19 protein-coding genes are annotated in these 17,941 nt (G+C 48.7%); 17 read left to right on the forward strand and 2 right to left on the reverse strand.

The window, feature by feature from the left end:
- Positions 1-41: 41 nt before the first annotated feature.
- The 11 genes from FEN17_RS07560 to FEN17_RS07610 all read left to right on the forward strand — a co-directional run bounded on the left by FEN17_RS07560 (position 42) and on the right by FEN17_RS07610 (position 9,320).
- Positions 42-1,478 carry a sulfatase family protein gene (locus tag FEN17_RS07560; RefSeq protein WP_138364660.1) on the forward strand — a complete coding sequence of 479 codons (1,437 nt, stop codon included), beginning with the start codon at positions 42-44 and terminating at the stop codon, positions 1,476-1,478.
- Positions 1,475-2,983: an arylsulfatase gene (locus tag FEN17_RS07565; protein WP_138364661.1), complete on the forward strand. Its 1,509-nt coding sequence runs from the start codon at positions 1,475-1,477 to the stop codon at positions 2,981-2,983. The genes FEN17_RS07560 and FEN17_RS07565 overlap by 4 nt, the downstream gene beginning before the upstream one ends.
- Positions 2,984-3,062: 79 nt before the next feature.
- On the forward strand, positions 3,063-3,470 hold the full coding sequence (locus FEN17_RS07570) for a hypothetical protein (protein WP_138364662.1): 408 nt from the start codon (positions 3,063-3,065) through the stop codon (positions 3,468-3,470).
- A 185-nt stretch (positions 3,471-3,655) separates the two neighbouring features.
- Positions 3,656-4,087, forward strand: coding sequence for a helix-turn-helix domain-containing protein (locus tag FEN17_RS07575; protein ID WP_138364663.1), 432 nt, complete (start codon positions 3,656-3,658; stop codon positions 4,085-4,087).
- A 6-nt stretch (positions 4,088-4,093) separates the two neighbouring features.
- Positions 4,094-4,396 carry a nucleotidyltransferase family protein gene (locus FEN17_RS07580; RefSeq protein WP_138364664.1) on the forward strand — a complete coding sequence of 101 codons (303 nt, stop codon included), beginning with the start codon at positions 4,094-4,096 and terminating at the stop codon, positions 4,394-4,396.
- Positions 4,386-4,733: a HepT-like ribonuclease domain-containing protein gene (locus FEN17_RS07585; protein WP_138364665.1), complete on the forward strand. Its 348-nt coding sequence runs from the start codon at positions 4,386-4,388 to the stop codon at positions 4,731-4,733. Before FEN17_RS07580 ends, FEN17_RS07585 begins: the two co-directional genes overlap by 11 nt.
- A gap of 141 nt (positions 4,734-4,874) precedes the next feature.
- On the forward strand, positions 4,875-5,762 hold the full coding sequence (locus tag FEN17_RS07590) for a MerR family transcriptional regulator (RefSeq protein ID WP_138364666.1): 888 nt from the start codon (positions 4,875-4,877) through the stop codon (positions 5,760-5,762).
- Positions 5,752-7,263, forward strand: coding sequence for a bifunctional phytoene desaturase/3,4-desaturase (crtID, locus tag FEN17_RS07595; RefSeq protein WP_138364667.1), 1,512 nt, complete (start codon positions 5,752-5,754; stop codon positions 7,261-7,263). The genes FEN17_RS07590 and crtID overlap by 11 nt, the downstream gene beginning before the upstream one ends.
- Entirely contained in the window at positions 7,260-8,096 is an 837-nt protein-coding gene (locus FEN17_RS07600; RefSeq protein ID WP_138364668.1) for a phytoene/squalene synthase family protein, read from the forward strand. The genes crtID and FEN17_RS07600 overlap by 4 nt, the downstream gene beginning before the upstream one ends.
- Before the next feature lie 40 nt (positions 8,097-8,136).
- A complete protein-coding gene (locus FEN17_RS07605) occupies positions 8,137-8,610 on the forward strand; it encodes a sterol desaturase family protein (protein ID WP_171037868.1) in 474 nt (157 codons plus the stop codon).
- A complete protein-coding gene (locus FEN17_RS07610; protein WP_138364669.1) occupies positions 8,607-9,320 on the forward strand; it encodes a lycopene cyclase domain-containing protein in 714 nt (237 codons plus the stop codon). Before FEN17_RS07605 ends, FEN17_RS07610 begins: the two co-directional genes overlap by 4 nt.
- Here the strand turns inward: FEN17_RS07610 and FEN17_RS07615 are convergent.
- Positions 9,295-10,209 (reverse strand): AEC family transporter, encoded by a 915-nt coding sequence (locus FEN17_RS07615; RefSeq protein WP_138364670.1) that lies wholly within the window; start codon positions 10,207-10,209, stop codon positions 9,295-9,297. The genes FEN17_RS07610 and FEN17_RS07615 overlap by 26 nt on opposite strands.
- Positions 10,193-11,713 carry an FAD/NAD(P)-binding protein gene (locus FEN17_RS07620; protein WP_138364671.1) on the reverse strand — a complete coding sequence of 507 codons (1,521 nt, stop codon included), beginning with the start codon at positions 11,711-11,713 and terminating at the stop codon, positions 10,193-10,195. The genes FEN17_RS07615 and FEN17_RS07620 overlap by 17 nt, the downstream gene beginning before the upstream one ends.
- Positions 11,714-11,941: 228 nt before the next feature.
- Between FEN17_RS07620 and FEN17_RS07625 the strand changes: the two genes are divergently transcribed.
- The 6 genes from FEN17_RS07625 (at position 11,942) to FEN17_RS07650 (ending at position 17,897) form a co-directional block, all read left to right on the forward strand.
- A complete protein-coding gene (locus tag FEN17_RS07625) occupies positions 11,942-12,496 on the forward strand; it encodes a hypothetical protein (protein WP_138364672.1) in 555 nt (184 codons plus the stop codon).
- 246 nt (positions 12,497-12,742) lie between these two features.
- Entirely contained in the window at positions 12,743-13,558 is an 816-nt protein-coding gene (locus tag FEN17_RS07630) for an alpha/beta hydrolase (protein WP_138364673.1), read from the forward strand.
- 191 nt (positions 13,559-13,749) lie between these two features.
- Complete coding sequence (locus FEN17_RS07635; protein ID WP_138364674.1) at positions 13,750-14,907, forward strand: glycosyltransferase family 1 protein; 1,158 nt, start codon at positions 13,750-13,752, stop codon at positions 14,905-14,907.
- Positions 14,897-16,072 carry an amine oxidase gene (locus FEN17_RS07640; RefSeq protein ID WP_229208726.1) on the forward strand — a complete coding sequence of 392 codons (1,176 nt, stop codon included), beginning with the start codon at positions 14,897-14,899 and terminating at the stop codon, positions 16,070-16,072. Before FEN17_RS07635 ends, FEN17_RS07640 begins: the two co-directional genes overlap by 11 nt.
- A 105-nt stretch (positions 16,073-16,177) precedes the next feature.
- The gene (locus FEN17_RS07645) at positions 16,178-17,437 is read left to right on the forward strand and encodes a sensor histidine kinase (protein WP_138364675.1); all 1,260 of its coding nucleotides are present in this window, start codon (positions 16,178-16,180) and stop codon (positions 17,435-17,437) included.
- A gap of 58 nt (positions 17,438-17,495) precedes the next feature.
- Positions 17,496-17,897: a response regulator gene (locus tag FEN17_RS07650; protein WP_138364676.1), complete on the forward strand. Its 402-nt coding sequence runs from the start codon at positions 17,496-17,498 to the stop codon at positions 17,895-17,897.
- Positions 17,898-17,941 lie beyond the last annotated feature (44 nt).

A 17,941-nucleotide genomic window follows, 5' to 3' on the forward strand; every position in this document is an offset into this window, starting at 1 on the left:
GAGCGTAACCAAGCTGGAACTCAACCACCAACAATAAACCGATGTTAAAAAAATTCACAGCATTTTTCTTAGCGCTGGCTGCCTGCGCACTAGTGGCATTCCAGCCGGAAAAACCGGCCGCCAAAACCCCCAACATTGTTTTGTTTTTCATCGATGACCTCGGCTACGGAGACTTATCCGTCACCGGCGCGCTGGGCTACCGCACCCCGAACCTCGACAAAATGGCCGCCGAGGGTACGCGATTTACAAACTTCATGGCGGCGCAGGCCGTATGCAGCGCATCGCGTGCCGCTTTGCTAACGGGCTGCTATCCCAACCGCCTGGGTATTGCCGGCGCTTTCGGGCCGAATGCCAAAATGGGCCTGAACCCGAAAGAGGAAACAATTGCCGAGCTGGTGAAAGCGCAAGGATATGCGACCGGGATTTTCGGGAAGTGGCATTTGGGAAGTGAGCAGGAATTTTTGCCTTTGCAGCAGGGATTTGACGAATATTACGGTGTGCCTTATTCGCATGATATGTGGCCGCTGCACCCGTGGCAGGAGCGGGCAAAATACCCTCCGCTGCATTGGATCGAAGGAAATACACCAGGTAAGGAGATCAAAAACCTGGAAGATGCCAGCGAGCTGACGCCTAAAATCACTGAGCGCGCCACGGCCTTTATCCGGAAAAATAAAAACAAACCCTTCTTCCTGTACGTCCCCCACCCGCTACCGCACGTGCCGCTGGCCGCCTCCGCAAAGTTCCGGGGAAAAAGCGAGCGTGGGATTTTTGGCGATGTGCTGATGGAGCTGGACTGGTCGGTGGGTGAGATTATGAAAGAGCTGAAAGCACAGGGTCTGGACAACAATACCCTGGTGATTTTCACGAGCGACAATGGTCCTTGGCTGAATTATGGCGACCATGCGGGTTCGGCTGGTGGCTTCCGGGAAGGAAAAGGCACTTCTTTTGAAGGCGGGCAGCGCGAGCCTTGCATTATGCGCTGGCCGGGCGTAGTACCTGCGGGTCGGGTATCAAACAAGCTGCTTTCTACCCTGGATGTACTGCCGACGATTGTGAAACTGACCGGCGCGAAGTTGCCGAAAGAGAAAATCGACGGATATGATTTCACGGATCTGCTGAAAGGTGACGATACCAAAACACCGCGAGAGACTTTACTGTATTATTATCGCAAAAACAGTCTTGAAGCCGTCAGAAAAGGCGATTGGAAACTGGTTTTCGCGCATCCGGGACGCATTTACGAAGGTCAGCTGCCGGGACAAAATGGTCAGCCGGGACCAGCGCCCGAGGATTTTCAATATCCGAAAGCATTGTACCACCTGACCCGCGATCCAGGCGAGCGCTACGATGTTCAGGCACAAAATCCGGAAATCGTGGCTGAACTGGAAAAAATCGCCGAAGCCGCCCGCGAAGATCTGGGCGATGATTTGCAGCAAAAACAAGGGAAAAATGTGAGACCCGTCGGAAAAGTCAATCCATGAAACGACCAACATTTAAACCACTGGCGCTGATTGTGCCGGTGGTTTTCTTTTTCAGCACATTCAATATTTTTGCCCAAAAAAGAGGCGAAAAACTCCCGAACATTATCTACATCTACGCCGATGACCTGGGATATGGCGAGCTGGGATCTTATGGTCAGCAGAAGATCAAAACGCCGAACCTCGACCGCCTTGCCCGGGAAGGAATGCGGTTTACGCAACATTATACCAGTATGCCGGTGTGCGCCCCAGCCCGCGCCATGCTTCTGACTGGCAAGCACGGCGGACATTCGGCGATCCGGGGTAACCTGGAACTGGGCACATTCAAAGACGATGAAGAGCGCGGACAGCAACCGCTGCCAGCCGCTGAATTCACGATCGCGGAGCTGCTCAAACAAAAAGGATACGCCACCGCGCTGACCGGAAAGTGGGGTTTAGGCGTGAGCAGCACCGAGGGCACGCCTTCTAAACAAGGCTTCGATTATTATTACGGCTACCTCGACCAGAAGCAGGCGCACAACTATTATCCGTCACATTTGTGGGAAAATGACAAGTGGGATACCCTCCCCCAGCCCTGGCTCGACGTCCACCGAAAGCTCGACCCAGCCACGGCAACGGACTCGGATTTCGATTATTTCAAAGGGAAAGTGTATGCGCCGGCGAAAATGACGGAAAAGGCCTTGGGCTTTATCGAGCGCAGCAAAAATGGTCCGTTTTTTCTGTACATGCCTTATACCATCCCGCACGTATCCTTGCAGGCGCCGGATGAATATGTCAAACAATACATCGGGCAGTTTGATGAAAAACCTTACTATGGCGAGAAAAATTATGCTTCCACCAAATATCCGCTTTCAACTTACGCGGCGATGATCACTTATCTGGATGATCAGGTGGGGATTATTTTGGCAAAAATAAAGGAGCTGGGACTGGATGAAAATACGATCATTATGTTCAGCAGCGACAATGGCGCGACATTTAATGGTGGGGTGAATGCGCAGTTTTTCAATAGCGTCGGCGGGTTGCGGGGTCAGAAAATGGATGTGTACGAAGGCGGTATTCGCGAACCTTTCATCGCTCGTTGGCCGGGGAAAATCAAGGCGGGCAGCGTCAGCGACCATGTTTCGGTGCAGTATGACCTGATGGCAACATTGGCAGAACTGACCGGTCAGAAAGTTGGAAAAACCGACGGTATTTCCTTTCTTCCCGAACTTTTGGGACAAAAAAACAAGCAGCAGAAACACGAATTCCTTTATTGGGAATATCCCGAGAAAGGCGGCCAGCTTGCGATCCGGCTAGGCGACTGGAAGGGCGTAAAAACTGATTTAAGAAAAAACCCCAACAATCCCTGGCAAATTTTCAACCTGAAAACCGACCGCAACGAAACCACCGACGTCGCTGCTCAGCATCCAGAACTGGCGAAACAATTTGATCAGATTGTCCGGCGTGAGCACGTAGATTCCGGGGTGGAAGCCTGGCGGTTTTTGGATGCGGTGATTGGAAAAAAGTAATGCACATGAGGGTTGGCGATAACATATTCTAAGTCGAAATGCTAAACATCCAAGATCAAAACGATCCCAAAGACCGGAAATGGGGTTTTCCGCTTTTTATGATGAGATTTCTTTGCCTGGATTATCTGGTCCGGGATCTAGTCAAACGGATACAACACACGCCCGAAGTAACAATAGGCCAGCATGTGATTGCGTTCGTCATCTCGATAAGCCTGGCTTTTGGAATAAATTACACTTTGCGGCACCAGCCCTGGAAAGTGAAACTTTGGGTGTCATGGCTGATTTTCGGCATTTTCGCAGCTGGGGAAATTTTGATTTCAGTATTATAAGCGACGAAGAGCCTGAATTCCAAAATTATAGCCCCTTCAAATTCGGCGGGTCACCCGTCCGCATGGTATTACAAACCTCCACCCCAGAAATATTTTTCGATAGCGCTGTCAAACTGGGCGCCACTCAAATCTGCCCGGTCACCGTAGAAGAATCCTGAAAATCGGAAAGCTGCAAGATCCTTCGGGGCACATTTGGGAGATTGGGTGCCCGCTGTAGGTTGTTGAGGAAAAAGTGATTTCTAGCATTGCGTTACGGTAAGATACATGCTCTTCGCTGTAAATTATCCGGAAACTTCCCGGCAGTTTTACATAAATTGCCTTTTGAACTAACACAAAATTCCGCATGCCACATACTACCTCCAACCCGAAAATCCACGAAGGCCGCAATCTTAAACGTTTTCGGGAAATGCTTCAGATAAAACAGGATTTCCTGGCTTTCGAGCTTGGTGAAGATTGGAACCAGCAGAAAATTTCTCTCCTTGAACAGAAAGAAAGGATTGATTCCAACATTCTTGAACAGGTAGCCGCAATCTTGAAAATACCGGCGGACGCTATCCGGAACTTCGATGAGGAAAAAGCTATGAACATCATTTCAAATACTTTTCAGGAGTTTCATGACCAATCAGGCGGTGTAAATTTTCAACCGACTTATAATGTAAATCCGGTTGAAAAATGGATAGAAGCATTGGAGGAAAATAAGCGCTTAAATGCAGAATTGCTGAAAGCCAAAGATGAGACGATCAGAGCCTTAGAAAAATTGATTGGGCATATTTAAATACTTATGGAAAGATTGGAAAAATATAAGGCATCAATCGCTAAACTTTGTAAAACACATCGTGTAAGAAGTTTATATGCTTTTGGCTCGGTACTATCCGACAAATTTGATGAGAAAAGTGATATCGATCTTGTAGTTGACTTCACTAGTATGGAAGTAGAAGACTATGCAGATAACTATTTCGATTTTAAATTTTCTTTGCAGGAAATATTTAATAGACCTGTCGATCTCTTGGAAGAAAAGGCTATAAAGAATCCATACTTTCTACAAACATTAAAGCAACAAAAGCAGCTTGTCTATGGACAATGATATCAAAGCCTGGCTTTACGATATGCTCAATGCGATTGCTGAAATTGAAAGCTTCTTCGCTGATCGTCCAATGCTTTTCACGAATTATCAATCGGACCTACGAACGAAGCGAGCCGTTGAACGAAACATCGAGATTATTGGGGAAGCGATGAATCGCATCACTAAAAAAGATAGCGGAATCCAAATTACTAACTCACGTAAACTGATAGATGTCCGAAATAGAATTATACACGGCTATGATTCGGTTTCTGATGATATTATTTGGGGAATTGTAGTTCGGCATCTGCCGGTCTTAAAGACGGAAGTTGAGCAATTGCTTAACAACGTAGACTTATAAAAATACCTACCCTCTGATTCTCTCCCCCTGGGCTTTCTCCCTAACATTACACCCTACCCCCCAAACCCCAGAAAAAAATCTCCCTTAACCTTACTGGAATAATATTTTTGTTTAATAATTTTAGAAAAACGTTAAACAAAAATGTCGGTCTACTCTATTAAGGATCTTGAACGGATCAGCAGTACCAAGGCGCATACCATCCGGATCTGGGAGCAGCGATATGGGTTACTTACGCCCGAGCGGACCGACACAAATGTTCGCTATTACAATGATGATCAGCTCAAAAAGCTGCTCAATGTGTGCACGCTGCTGAATGTGGGGCTGAAAATTTCGCATATCAGCCAGATGAGCAAACAGCAGATGACGCAGGAGATTGACAAGCTCCTGACCGACCACCGCGATGAAGATGCTCAAATCGAGGCGATCATTAACCAGTCACTTATTTCGACAGCCACATTCGACGCAACGCTTTTTACTAAAAATTTCGAGAAAGCGGTGAGTTTGCTGGGCTGGGTCAAAACGTATGAGAGGATCATTTATCCGCTGCTGGTCAGGACGGGATTGATGTGGATGAAGGATGACCTGCTGCCTTCGCAGGAACATTTTTTGTCTAACCTGATCCGCCAGAAATTATTTTCGGCTATCGACAGACTGCCGCCCCCTGGCGAGGAAAGCCAAAAATGGCTGCTGTTTCTCAACGAAGAAGAAGATCACGAGATAGGGCTGCTTTTTGCCCACTACCTCATCCGCCAGCACGGACACCAGAGCATCTACCTGGGTGTGCGCGTACCCTATAATGACCTGTCGAAAGTGGTGGCAGCCAGTAACCCTACACACATTTACTCTTTTTTTGTGGGACATCACGAGCAGAAGGCCAGTGAAGTGATCACACGTCTTTCTGCCGATTTTGAAGGACCTAAGATCCTCATTTCCGGTAGTTTAGGTAATATGCGGGAGTATTTCGAAAACAGCCGCGCCACCTATGTCCCCAACATTCTCAAATTAACCGAAATCCTCCATGCAACCTGAAATTCAAACATTAAATAACAAGCAGGCGGAAATCGCCGTGATCGGTGCCGGATTTTCCGGTATGACGGCCGCGGCGGTGCTGGCTGCGGGCGGGCATCATGTGACGGTGTTTGAGAAAAACGAAACAGTGGGTGGCCGGGCGCGTACCCTGCTGCTCGACGGCTTCACATTCGATATGGGACCTAGCTGGTACTGGATGCCGGATGTGTACGACCGCTTTTTTGAGCTTTTTGGAAAGAGTACCTCGGATTTTTACGAGCTGACAAAACTGGATCCGGGTTTTGCGGTAGTTTTCAAGGATAACGAGGTTTTTGATATTCCCGCTGATTTCGACAGCATTTGCGCATTGTTTGAAAGCATTGAGCGCGGCGCGGGCGACAAGTTGAGAAAATTCATTTCAGAAGGCGAGTGGAAATACCGCGTCGGGATGGACACGATGGTGTACAAGCCTGGACATTCGATCCGCGAGTTCATGCACTTTTCGCTTTTTAAAGATGCGCTGCGGTTGCAGATTTTTCGCTCGTTCAGCGCGCACGCGAAGCAATATTTCAAGGATCCGCGGCTGCTGGCCATGATCGAATTTCCGGTGCTGTTCCTCGGCGCCATGCCCAAAGATACCCCGGCGCTTTACAGCCTGATGAATTACGCGGGCCTGAAACAAGGGACTTTTTATCCGCAGGGTGGTTTTGGACAGGTTGCACAGGCCTTTAAAAAACTCGCCGAATCGGCCGGCGTGACATTCCGTACCGGGCAGGGCATCGAGCGGCTGGAAATTGAGAATAACCATATCCGGAACATTCGCGCAAATGGGATGGTCAGGAAAGTGGATGCGGTGATCGGCAGCGCGGATTACCGGCACATTGAGGCCAGCCTGCTGGATGAAGAGCATCGCTCCTACTCCGAGAGCTACTGGAAATCAAAGACTTTTGCGCCTTCCTGCCTGCTGTTTTACCTAGGCATCAGTAAAAAAGTGCAGAAGCTCCGGCACCATAACCTGTTTTTCGACGAAGATTTTGGGGCGCATGCGGTGGAAATTTATAAAGACAAAAAATGGCCTTCCAAGCCACTATTTTATGTATGCTGCCCCTCCAAGACGGATGAGACGGTTGCGCCGGAAGGTTTTGAAAATCTTTTCCTTTTAATGCCGATTGCCACCGGTCTGGCCGATCCGGAAGAGCTACGTGAAACGTATTTTCATCAACTGATGGACCGGTTGGAAGCGTTTTGCGGAGAAAACCTGCGCAGCCACCTGGTTGTCAAAAGAAGTTACTCGGTTTCGGATTTTGAAAACGATTACAATGCCTACCAGGGAAATGCTTACGGACTGGCCAATACATTGATGCAGACAGCAATTTTTAAACCCAAGATGCGCAGCAAGAAAGTCAAGAACCTGTTTTTCGCCGGGCAGCTCACGGTTCCTGGCCCGGGCGTACCACCCGCTATTATTTCCGGTCGCATTGCTGCCGGTGAATTACTTAAAACGTTAAATACACGCCGATGAAAGCGCTTTTCGACAAATTATCCCACTCGTGCAGCAAGCAGACGACCCAGCTGTACAGCACGTCATTCTCGCTGGGAATACATTTTCTTACCTCCCGTTTCCACGAACCGATTTACGGCATTTACGGTTTTGTACGTCTGGCCGACGAGATCGTGGATAGTTTTCATGGCTATGACAAAGTGGGGATGATGAAGCAGATCCGGACAGAAACAGCGGCGGCGATCGAAAACGGGATCAGTATCAACCCGATTCTGAACAGTTTCCAGCATGTGGTGCGCACTTACGATATCGAGTGGTCGCTGATTGATACCTTCTTGAAAAGTATGGAAATGGATCTGGAACAAACACGTCACAGCAGCGACAGCTACAACGAGTACATTCTCGGATCGGCGGAAGTAGTGGGGCTGATGTGTCTCCGCGTCTTTACCGAGGGCAACCATCATCTTTACGAAAATCTGAGACCGTACGCAATGAAACTAGGCTCTGCTTTCCAGAAAGTGAATTTTTTGAGAGATTTGAAAGCAGATTATGCGGACCTGGGCCGCACCTATTTTCCGGGTGTCAACTTTGATCACTTTTCGCATAAAGAAAAAGAGATTATTCAGCAGGAGATCGAGGAAGATTTTAACCAGGCGCTGATCGGGATCAAAGGATTGCCTATGTCTTCTCGTCGCGGGGTGTACCTGGCCTATTATTATTACAAAAAATTATATCTGAGAATCAAGGCCACACCAGCGGAAAAAGTTATGAACGCCCGCATCAGGATTCCTGATTATGATAAAGTGGGGCTCATGTTCCGCTCGCTGGTACGGCACCAGTTCGACATTTTGTAACATTTACATTTACTCCGGCCCTGCGCCCAATTTGATAAATATGCCTGTCTGGATCATCAACACATTAATCGTTATAGGCGCATTCACAGCGATGGAATGCACCGCGTGGCTTGCACATAAGTACCTCATGCACGGCGCTTTATGGTTCCTGCACCACGATCACCACCAGCGCGACGACGGTGATTTTTTTGAGAAAAACGACTACTTCTTTGTCATCTTCGCGACGCCCGGCATTGCCTGTTTGGGCGTAGGAGTAGCGCAGGGATTTAACTACTGGTTCTGGATCGGGCTGGGGATTACGATTTACGGTTTTACCTATTTCCTGGTTCACGATATTTTCATTCACCAGCGTTTCAAAATGTTTCGGAACACCGAATCGGCTTACCTGAAAGCGATCCGCCGGGCGCACAAAATGCACCACAAACATTTAGGCAAAAATGAAGGAGAATGTTTCGGGATGCTCTGGGTACCTTTGAAATATTACCGGGAGGCCCGTAAAACGACTGCGAAATGAATTACCTGTATTTGCTGGTCGACCTCGCTTCGATTTCAGTGCCGCTGGCGTTTTCTTTTCATCCCAAAATTGCGCTGTACAAACATTGGAAGGCGATGTGGCCAGCTATTCTGATGGCCGCGCTGCCTTTTCTGATCTGGGATGCCTATTTTACCGAACTGGCCGTATGGGGTTTTACACCAAGGTATCTGACTGGTATTTACCTGTTTAACCTGCCGATCGAGGAGGTGCTGTTTTTTATCTGCATCCCCTACGCTTGTCTGTTTACCTATTTTTGTTTCAAAATCTGGAAAGGCCCCGAATACCGGCTTTGGTCGGAAAAGATTGTGTCTGTGATTTTTATCCTTACTTCTGCTTTTTTAGCATTTACTAACTCAGGCCGTGCCTACACCTTTTCCGCGACGGGCTTGCTGGCGATTTTTTTGGTTTATCTGCAATTCAAAAAACCTTCCTGGCTTGGGTTGTTTTACTTCTCCCACGCATTTCTGCTGGTTCCGTTTTTCATCGTAAATGGTATCCTGACAGGGACAGGGCTCGACGAGCCGATCGTGTGGTACAACAACCAGGAAAACCTGGGTATCCGGATTTTGACCGTGCCCGTCGAAGATGTTTTTTACGGCATGATCATGCTCCTGCTCAATACCTCACTTTTTGAGTGGGGATTGAAAAGAACCCGCCGGACTCTTAGCCCAGCAAAGGTGTTGCAATAGAAACCAGCACCACCGACAGCAGCATCGACAGAAATACCAGCAGCGCTGACGGCTCTTCATCCGCATCCAGAAAAGCGGCAAATACCGTCACATTCGCGGCCACCGGAAAAAGCGGTACAAATGCCAACATCCGGTAATCCTGGTCGTCCAGGTCTTGCAATATCACAGATGCCAGCAATGTGATTACGGTTAAGATCACTGCCGCAGCAATAGTCCTTACTGCCAGTAATTTTGAGAAATATTTTACCTGAATGTGCTTGAAATTGACCTTGCCCAGCTGCAAGCCGACAATCAACATTCCCATCGCCGATACAACAAAGCTCACCACATCCGCCACCGGCTTCAACGATTCGGGCGTTTCGAGACCGGCGATTTTACCAATAATACCTGCTATAAAAACGTACAGAAAAGGAATTTTAAAAACTTCCTTCAATGCTTCCCGCGCCGATTGTTTGGTACGCGCTACCTGGTAAAAACCAATGGTATCGCCGTACAATGCCGAGCCCAGGTAAATGCAGATCAGCACGCTCACGCCCTCTTTGCCAAAAAGCGCCGTGACGATGGGGATACCGAAAAATGCAATGTTGAAAAAAGAGAAGGCGCTCCGCAAAAGCAGCGGATTAATCTCGGAAGGCACTTTTTTATGGAAAAACTTGGCGACGTAGTTCATCAATAAGGCCAGCAAGAAAGTCACTACCGGCAGAGTAGCCAGCTTGGACGGGTCCGCATCGAGCATATTCCCGAAAACCAGCAGCGGCAGCAGCACCTTGATCAGCGGCCAGCTTACGTAGCTGGATTTTACGTCCCATTTTTTGCCAATCCACCAGCCTGCCGGCACAAATGCCATGACGGGCAGCAACTCGCCATATACTTTAAGAAGCTTTTCCAATGATCTGGGCGGTGAGGTGGCGGCAGAGGTTGCCAATCGTTTTAACATTAAACCATACCGCATTCACATCCAGCAGCACGCCGTTGGTAATGTGGCCAACCGCATAAAAATTCGGACTTACCTGATCGCCCGAAATAACCTGCATCGTCTCGGTATTGATCTTGATCCCGCCCACCGGATCGGGGTCAATCAGCTTGCTCTTCAGGAGGTTCTGCATCAGCTCAGACTTCATGTGTTCCACCGCCGAGGCCGGGCCGGTCGCATTGATCAGGTATTTTTCAAAAGCGGTTTTCCCGCCGTCAAACTCTATTTTAAATGCATCTTCGTGCTCATCATATTCCACGCCTTCCATCTTTGGAATAATGTTAAGCTGCCCTTTTTCAAACAGGTCAAGCACACGTCGCGCATTTACAAGCGGCATACAGTGCCGGTGCGACGCCCAGTAGCTGCCCAGCCATTTTTTAAAACGCAGCTTTTCGTCCGCGTCCAGCCATTTCCACATTTGTGAACTGTCGTACCGTAGCGAATACGGAATGTTTATCAGCGCGTCGCCGCCATTTTCTGCGATCTGAATGTCGTCTTTCAACAATTCACCGGCTGTCTTATGGTCACGTTTGGTAGCTTTCCAATCTATTTTTCCGCCGGCATAATGTTCTGCTTCCTGCATAAATAATCGGAGCACTTCTTTCACCGTCGGGTTGCGAAGCTGCGTGCGCTGGATCTCGTGGAGATTTTTGAGGGTAAGAAACTGGCGCTCCGGCATTTCCTGCTTCTCCGGCTGCACGCGTGGAAGCTGGCCGTCAAGCGAGTAGCAGTGAATTTGACCAGTATAACCATTGTCCGTCAATGTCATCAAAGCGTCGATCGCGCTCAGGCTGGACCCAATGATCGCCACGTCTGCGTCTTTGGGGATGCGGTCCAGGATCGGCTCCGACGGCCAGGGTGCACTGAAATAATGTGACCTTTTTTCCAATTCCGGATATTTATTCCCAACCGGCGTGCCTGGCGCCAGTAGCAGAATATCGCACTTGTGTGTTTTATTACCCGATAACGAAATCGAAAAACCATCACCGAGCCGGGTTACTGCCAGCGCGGATGCGTGGATCACCTCGGTTTGCATCCCTTCATCTTGCGCCAGCCGGAAGTAATGCTGGAACTGTTCTGCCAGGTAGTCGCCATAAAGTCTACGGGTTGTGAAAGCCTCATTTTTCCCTTGATTATCAACTACCTCATCCCCCACCCGGTCGTCGTGGCGGATGAGCCACTCGCTGAAATGCTGCGGCTCGGACACGTGAATACCCATCAAATCGGCCTGAGTGTTAAGGATATGTCCCTGCTCGCGGGTGCCAAATGCCAGGCCACGTCCTACCTCGCTGTTTTCTTCTATAATGGTAATGCTGACTTTGCGGTGACTATCCGCGATGCGGAGTTGGAGAAAGAGTTCTATGAAAGCAGAGATCCCGCAGGCGCCGCCGCCCACAATCGTAATGTTTTGTAAATGCATCTGTAACTGATTCTTGCTGATGTCCCCGTCATTTTGAAAGGTTTTGCGGGGGCTTCTTCAAGAATCGTGCGCAGGAAAAAGTATTTTGAAAAACATCACTTTAAGTGGTAACCTGCTGGTATGAAGTGCAGGCTGGGAGAACATTAAAATCTCCTAGCATGATTTTTTATAAACCGTGCATTCAAAATTCTTCATTAACAACAAATACTTCATTAACAAAACAAGATTATGAAAAAGCTAACAATGAGTGTGGCCATGATGCTAATGGTAGCAGCCGGGTCAGTTTACGCACAGACTACGACAGACCAAACTAAAATGAAAGAGAATTCGACGCAGGGATCGACTTCTACGCAAAGCTCTACTTCGTCTACTACCCGTAACGGTACCGGATTATCACAAACCAACGACACGGTTCAAGGTCAGAAACCTGCAAACCAGGGCGCAGTACAGGAAACCAACTCGCTGCCTTCGACTACACGCAACGGAACAGGTATGTCACAAACGAATGATATGAAAATGAATCAGTCAAAAGACACCACCGGACAGAACAGCAGCAACAGCACACAGTCGCAGGGTAACAGCGCGGGAGGAACTTCGGCATGGCCGCAGGCAACTGGTACCACCGGCGCTACTACGCCAGAATCCCAAACACCAGCTACTTCGTCTTCGACAACCAGCACAGATGGCAGCTCAGCGACCATGGATTCTAAATCGTCCAAAGACGGCAAAATGAAAAGAAGCGACCGGAAGAAACGCCAGTCGGATGGTCAGAAGCCAGAATAGGCTGAATGATAGCATAGTTTAAATAGTGCAGAATGCCCGGTTTGTGCCGGGCATTCTTCGTTTTCAAATAGTTCTTTATTCTGATTCTCAGATTGGGCAGAGCTGAAAACTTTGCACGTCAATTTCCCCACAAAAAATGGCTAACAACTTGTAGCTCTAAGAATTGAGGATGAATTTCCCAAAAAAGATACGGACGGATATGGTCTGTGTTTTTTGTAACGCAGCGTACACTTAAATCAACAAACCATGAAGAAGACCATCGTTTTTATACACGGCATGTTCCAGAATGGCAAAAGCTGGGACAGGTGGGTGTATCATTTTGAGCAGCTGGGTTACAATTGTGTTGTGCCCTCCTGGCCGGACCACATCGGCAACCCGGCCGCGCTCCGGGCCAATACGCCTTCCACATTGGGCGACCTGATGCTGGAAGATGTGATCGCCGCCATCGAACAGGTGGTAATTGACGCAGGCGGCGGACGGCAGGATGTGAACGAGAAACCGATTGTGATCGGGCATTCGGTGGGTGGCTTGCTTGCGCAGATCTTTGTCAACAAAAACCTGGCGAGCCTTGGTGTCGCGATCTGCCCGGTGGCGCCCAACAAAATGATGACGCTCGACTGGCCGTTTTTCAAAAACGTGGCAGCGATCACAAATCCGTTTAAAGGTGACGAGCCTTTTAAGCATACCTCCGAGACATTCCACGAAAGCTTTTGTAACACTCTGGACGAAGCAACTGCACGGACCGCATTCGAAGAAACGGCGACTTATGACAGCCGAAATGTATTGCGCGGTTGCCTGGGAGAGTACGGCGAAATCCCACTCGATACGCCGCATGTACCCATGTTGTTCATCGGCGCAAAAGAAGACCATATCATCCCCTACGAGCTGGTTGAGAAGACCTATAATGCTTACAAAGACGAAGAAAGCGGTGATGTAAGCCTGCTGATTTTTGAAAATAAATCACATTTTATCTGCGGCGAGCCGGGCTGGGAAATCATTGCGGGGCAGATTGCAGGGTGGATCCGGGAAAAAGAGCATGTTGTTGCCAAAAGCACGTTGTAGTTTGGTTTCCCCAGGATGCACAACATTTTGAAAAAAATAACATTGCGGACAAAAGGCAAAATCCTGCAAATCGCTGATTTGCAGGATTTTGTTTAATGGTGCGATCTCTTGCCTTTGTGGCCGCGCAGGCTGCCTGCTGCTGGCACAATAATTCTTTATGACTGGCTTCTTTAATTTGACATCGATCACCTATGAACATCAACGTAACCAATGACCTGCTTTGCTTCTCCCATTTGAGATGGGATTTTGTTTACCAGAGACCCCAGCATCTGATGTCGCGTTTCGCTAAAAACGGGCGTGTGTTTTTTCTGGAAGAGCCTATCCTGGATGCGCCCGGCAAACCTTACATGCAAATTGAAAAAAAACTTCCCGGGCTCTGGCTCTGTGTGCCGCATTTGCCGGCCGGAAGTTCGCAAAACTTCATACTGGCAACGATGGAGTCGCTACTGACCGAATTTTTTGCCGAGCGTGACAGTACTAATTTTACTTTTTGGTATTACACCCCGATGGCCCTCGAATTTTCAAGGGATTTCGAGCCGGCACTGGTGGTGTACGATTGTATGGATGAGTTATCTGCTTTCAAATTTGCTCCGGCCAAGATCAAATTTATGGAGCAGCAGCTTTTTTCCCGGGCGGATGTTGTTTTCACCGGCGGGCTAACATTGTATGAAGCAAAGAAAACGGCGCATGCCAACATTTTTCCGTTTCCCAGCAGCATCGACAAACAACATTTCCAGCAAGCCCGGACTACTACGGAAGAGCCTGCCGACCAATCGGTTATCGATGGTGTGAAACTGGGTTTTTATGGTGTGATCGATGAGCGCTTCGACCGTGACCTGATTGACCAGATCGCTTCCCGAAAGCCGGAGTGGCAATTTGTGCTGATTGGTCCGGTGGTTAAAATCGATCCGGCAACATTGCCCCAGGCGCCCAACATTCACTATCTCGGAGGAAAAAATTACCAGCAGCTGCCTGAATACCTTTCGGGTTGGAGCGTAGCTTTGATCCCCTTTCTGCTAAATGAATCGACGCGCTTTATCAGCCCGACCAAAACACCCGAGTACCTGGCAGCAGGAAGGCCGGTGGTGTCTACGGCGATCAGAGACGTGATCGATCCGTATGAAGTAAACGGGCTTGTGAGCATCGGTGAGGATGCTGATACCTTTATATCCGCGATAGAAAAACAGCTGAAAAATATCGAAAATCCAGCCTGGCTTGATGCGGTAGATGATTACCTGGCCGATAAATCTTGGGAACATACCTTCCTGGCGATGACGGACCTGATGCGCTCGGCCATGCTAAGCAAAAAAGAGGTAATCCTTAACAGTGAGCTGAAAAATGCAAGTTGATGGCAGCGAAGCGCCGTTCAAATCCTTCTGGATGGCGGGCTTCGAATGTGCCGATCAGCTGAACGCATTTGGTGACCGGGTCGATTTGCTGACGGAAACGGCGCACATCGAGCTGATCAGGGAAGATTATGAACGGATTTCGGCACTGGGTATCAAAACGGTCCGTGAAGGAATCCGGTGGAGTGTGGTAGAGCCAAAGCCCTATCAGTACGACTTTAAGGAGGTAATTGAAATGATCGTCGCGGCAAAAGATTTGGGCATCCAGCAGTTGTGGGATGTTTGCCATTTTGGTTTCCCGGACGATCTTACCCCTTTTCACCCGAAATTCCATTCGCGTTTTGTCTCGCTCTGCCTGGCGTTTCTGGAATGTTATACCCGGCACAATCCGGGCGAAATGTTATATGTTACGCCCGTCAATGAAGTGAGCTTCCTTTCCTGGCTGGGGGGCGACGCGGGCGGCACCGTACCGTATTGCCGTAAAAATGGCTGGGATGTCAAGTATGCCCTGACAAAAGAGTTTATAGGCGGCGCGCAGGCGATGAAAATGGCCAGTGACCGGGTAAGAATCGTTACGACCGAGCCGCTCGTCAATATGGTACCCGGCCTTTTCCCCACGTGGGAAGATACGCTTCAAGCCGAAAAGGAAAATGAATTGCAATTCCAGTCGCTGGATATGCTTTTGGGAAGAATATGCCCGGAACTCGGGGGTTATGAAGAGCTCGTCGACATTGTCGGTTTCAATTACTATTACAATAACCAATGGATCACGGGCAGCTTCCAGTTTCTTGGCTGGAACGATCCGGTTCCTGACCCGCGCTGGAAGCCACTCGCCGACTTAATCGAAAACGCCTACCAGCGCTATGGCAAACCCCTGATCATTTCAGAAACCAGTCACCCGAAAGAAGACCGCCCGCTGTGGATCGATATGATCGGTGAGCAATGTGCAGCATTACTCCGCCGGGATGTGCCGCTGCTCGGCGTTTGCCTCTACCCGATCATCGACCGGCCGGACTGGGATAACCTGCACATCTGGCACCAGGCGGGCATCTGGGATTATGATGGTTTTGACAAAAAAAGCCGGGTCCTGCACGAAGAATCCGCCATCGCGCTTTTCAAAGCTCAGCTTATGCTCGACGATTGTTTGGCACTCCGGACTATAAGTTGAATAAATTCATTGCTGACCGGTACGGTATTTGTTATTCGTTGAATCATGTTTCAACCGGGAAAACCGGGCATGTTTCTCTAAAATGAGATAAAAAGGCGATAACAAATGGCGAAAGCAACCGGAGACAAATCTTTTGACAAACTCTTAGCATACCTTCACTCGCGACGGGAGACATTTTTGAACAGCTGGCGCGAGGCCTGTATCCGGGATGCTACCCTTTCCAGCAAAGGCAGTTTCTCGAGAGAAGAATTTAATGATCAGGTACCTGTCCTCCTGGATATTCTCGAACAGCGCCTGCTCGGTATCACGGAAAGTGATGATGTGATCAACATTGCCAGTGAGCACGGGTTGCACAGGTGGCAGGCGGGTTACGATCTGCACGAGCTGATCATAGAATTCGAGCACCTTTTCAGGATTCTTCAGGAATATGTCCAGAAGTTCGTAGAAGAAAATCCAAAGCTTGGATTGGCGTCGGTGACAGCCATGTACAGCCAGTTATCGCGCACTTATGCCGATTCGGTGCGGGGAAGTGTAAGCTACTATTATCGATTAAGGCAAACTTCTGCCGCAGAGCAGGCCGCTAACCTGCAAAGTGCCTTGGAGCAGCTGCAGACACTGAACAAAAAACGCAGCGAACACCTCCGCCAGAGCGCCCACGATTTACGTTCCAGTTTCAGCATTGCCATGATGGCTTCGCAGATGTGGGATATGCCTGCCTCGGAAAAAGAGCGCGCGGAAATTTTTGAAATGCTGAACAGAAACCTGGTTTCGATCCGTGATATGCTTTTGCAGCTGACTGATTTCTCCAAGATCGAGGCGGGACAGGAAATCATTGAAAATAAGGATTTTGACGTATCCGAACTACTGCGATCGCTGATCAGGACCACATTACCGCTGGCGGAGAAAAAGCAAATTTCACTCGAAGGAGAAGGACCGGAAAAGATGGTCGTCCACAGCGACCCGATCCTCGTGCAGCGCATTTTCCAGAATCTGGTTCACAATGCTTTGAAATACACCGAAATAGGCGGCGTGTTTATTTCCTGGGCCAATGAAAGTAATTCACGCTGGATACTGAGCATCCAGGATACAGGTCCGGGATTTGCCGAAAACAGTGCCGCGGCGCTTTTTGCCGAACAACTGAAACCTTCCATACATACCACGGCGATTTACCAGGAAGGAAAAATGCTGCAGTCGGTCGTCCCCACCAAAGTTGATAAAAATAAGAGCACGGTTTTTAAAGAAAGTGAAGGCCTGGGTTTGGTCATCGTGAAAAAAATCTGCGAGCTGATGAAGGCTACCATGGATATGGAAAGCAAACCCGGACAGGGAACGTTGGTCAGGATCCGGTTTCCGTCGGTAAAATAAAAAGCAGTAGTGCCCCTATTTTGAATTTGACAACAAAAATATTTTTCTAACCTAAAAAATGACAAAATCTACAACCTGTGTCCTGATTGACGATGACCAGGAAGAATACGAACTGTTTTCACTGGGACTATCCCATACATCACTCGGCGTGACCTGCCACTATTTTCAAACATGTGCGGAGGCTGTCGAATTCTATGGACAGGATGGGATCGGTGTCCCGGATTTTATTTTTGTAGATGGGCGCCTGGTCGAAATGGAGGGTAAAAATTGCATTGCCGAGCTGCGCGGACTTCCCCTGCTCGAAGCCGTGAAAATGTACCTTTATTCAGGTATGGAATATACCGACGCGGAAAATGAGAATATGACGCAGCTTCGTATCGGTTTTCTCAAAAAACAAGCTTCCATCGCTCAGCTGGGCGAGGAACTGAAAATACTTTTGCAGGCGGGAAATTTATTGTAACCTCATTGGCGACAAACACTTTTTTTCGACTCGATAATCCTTTA

It is taken from the genome of Dyadobacter luticola, assembly GCF_005860805.1.
Taxonomy (GTDB): Bacteria; Bacteroidota; Bacteroidia; order Cytophagales; family Spirosomataceae; genus Dyadobacter; species Dyadobacter luticola.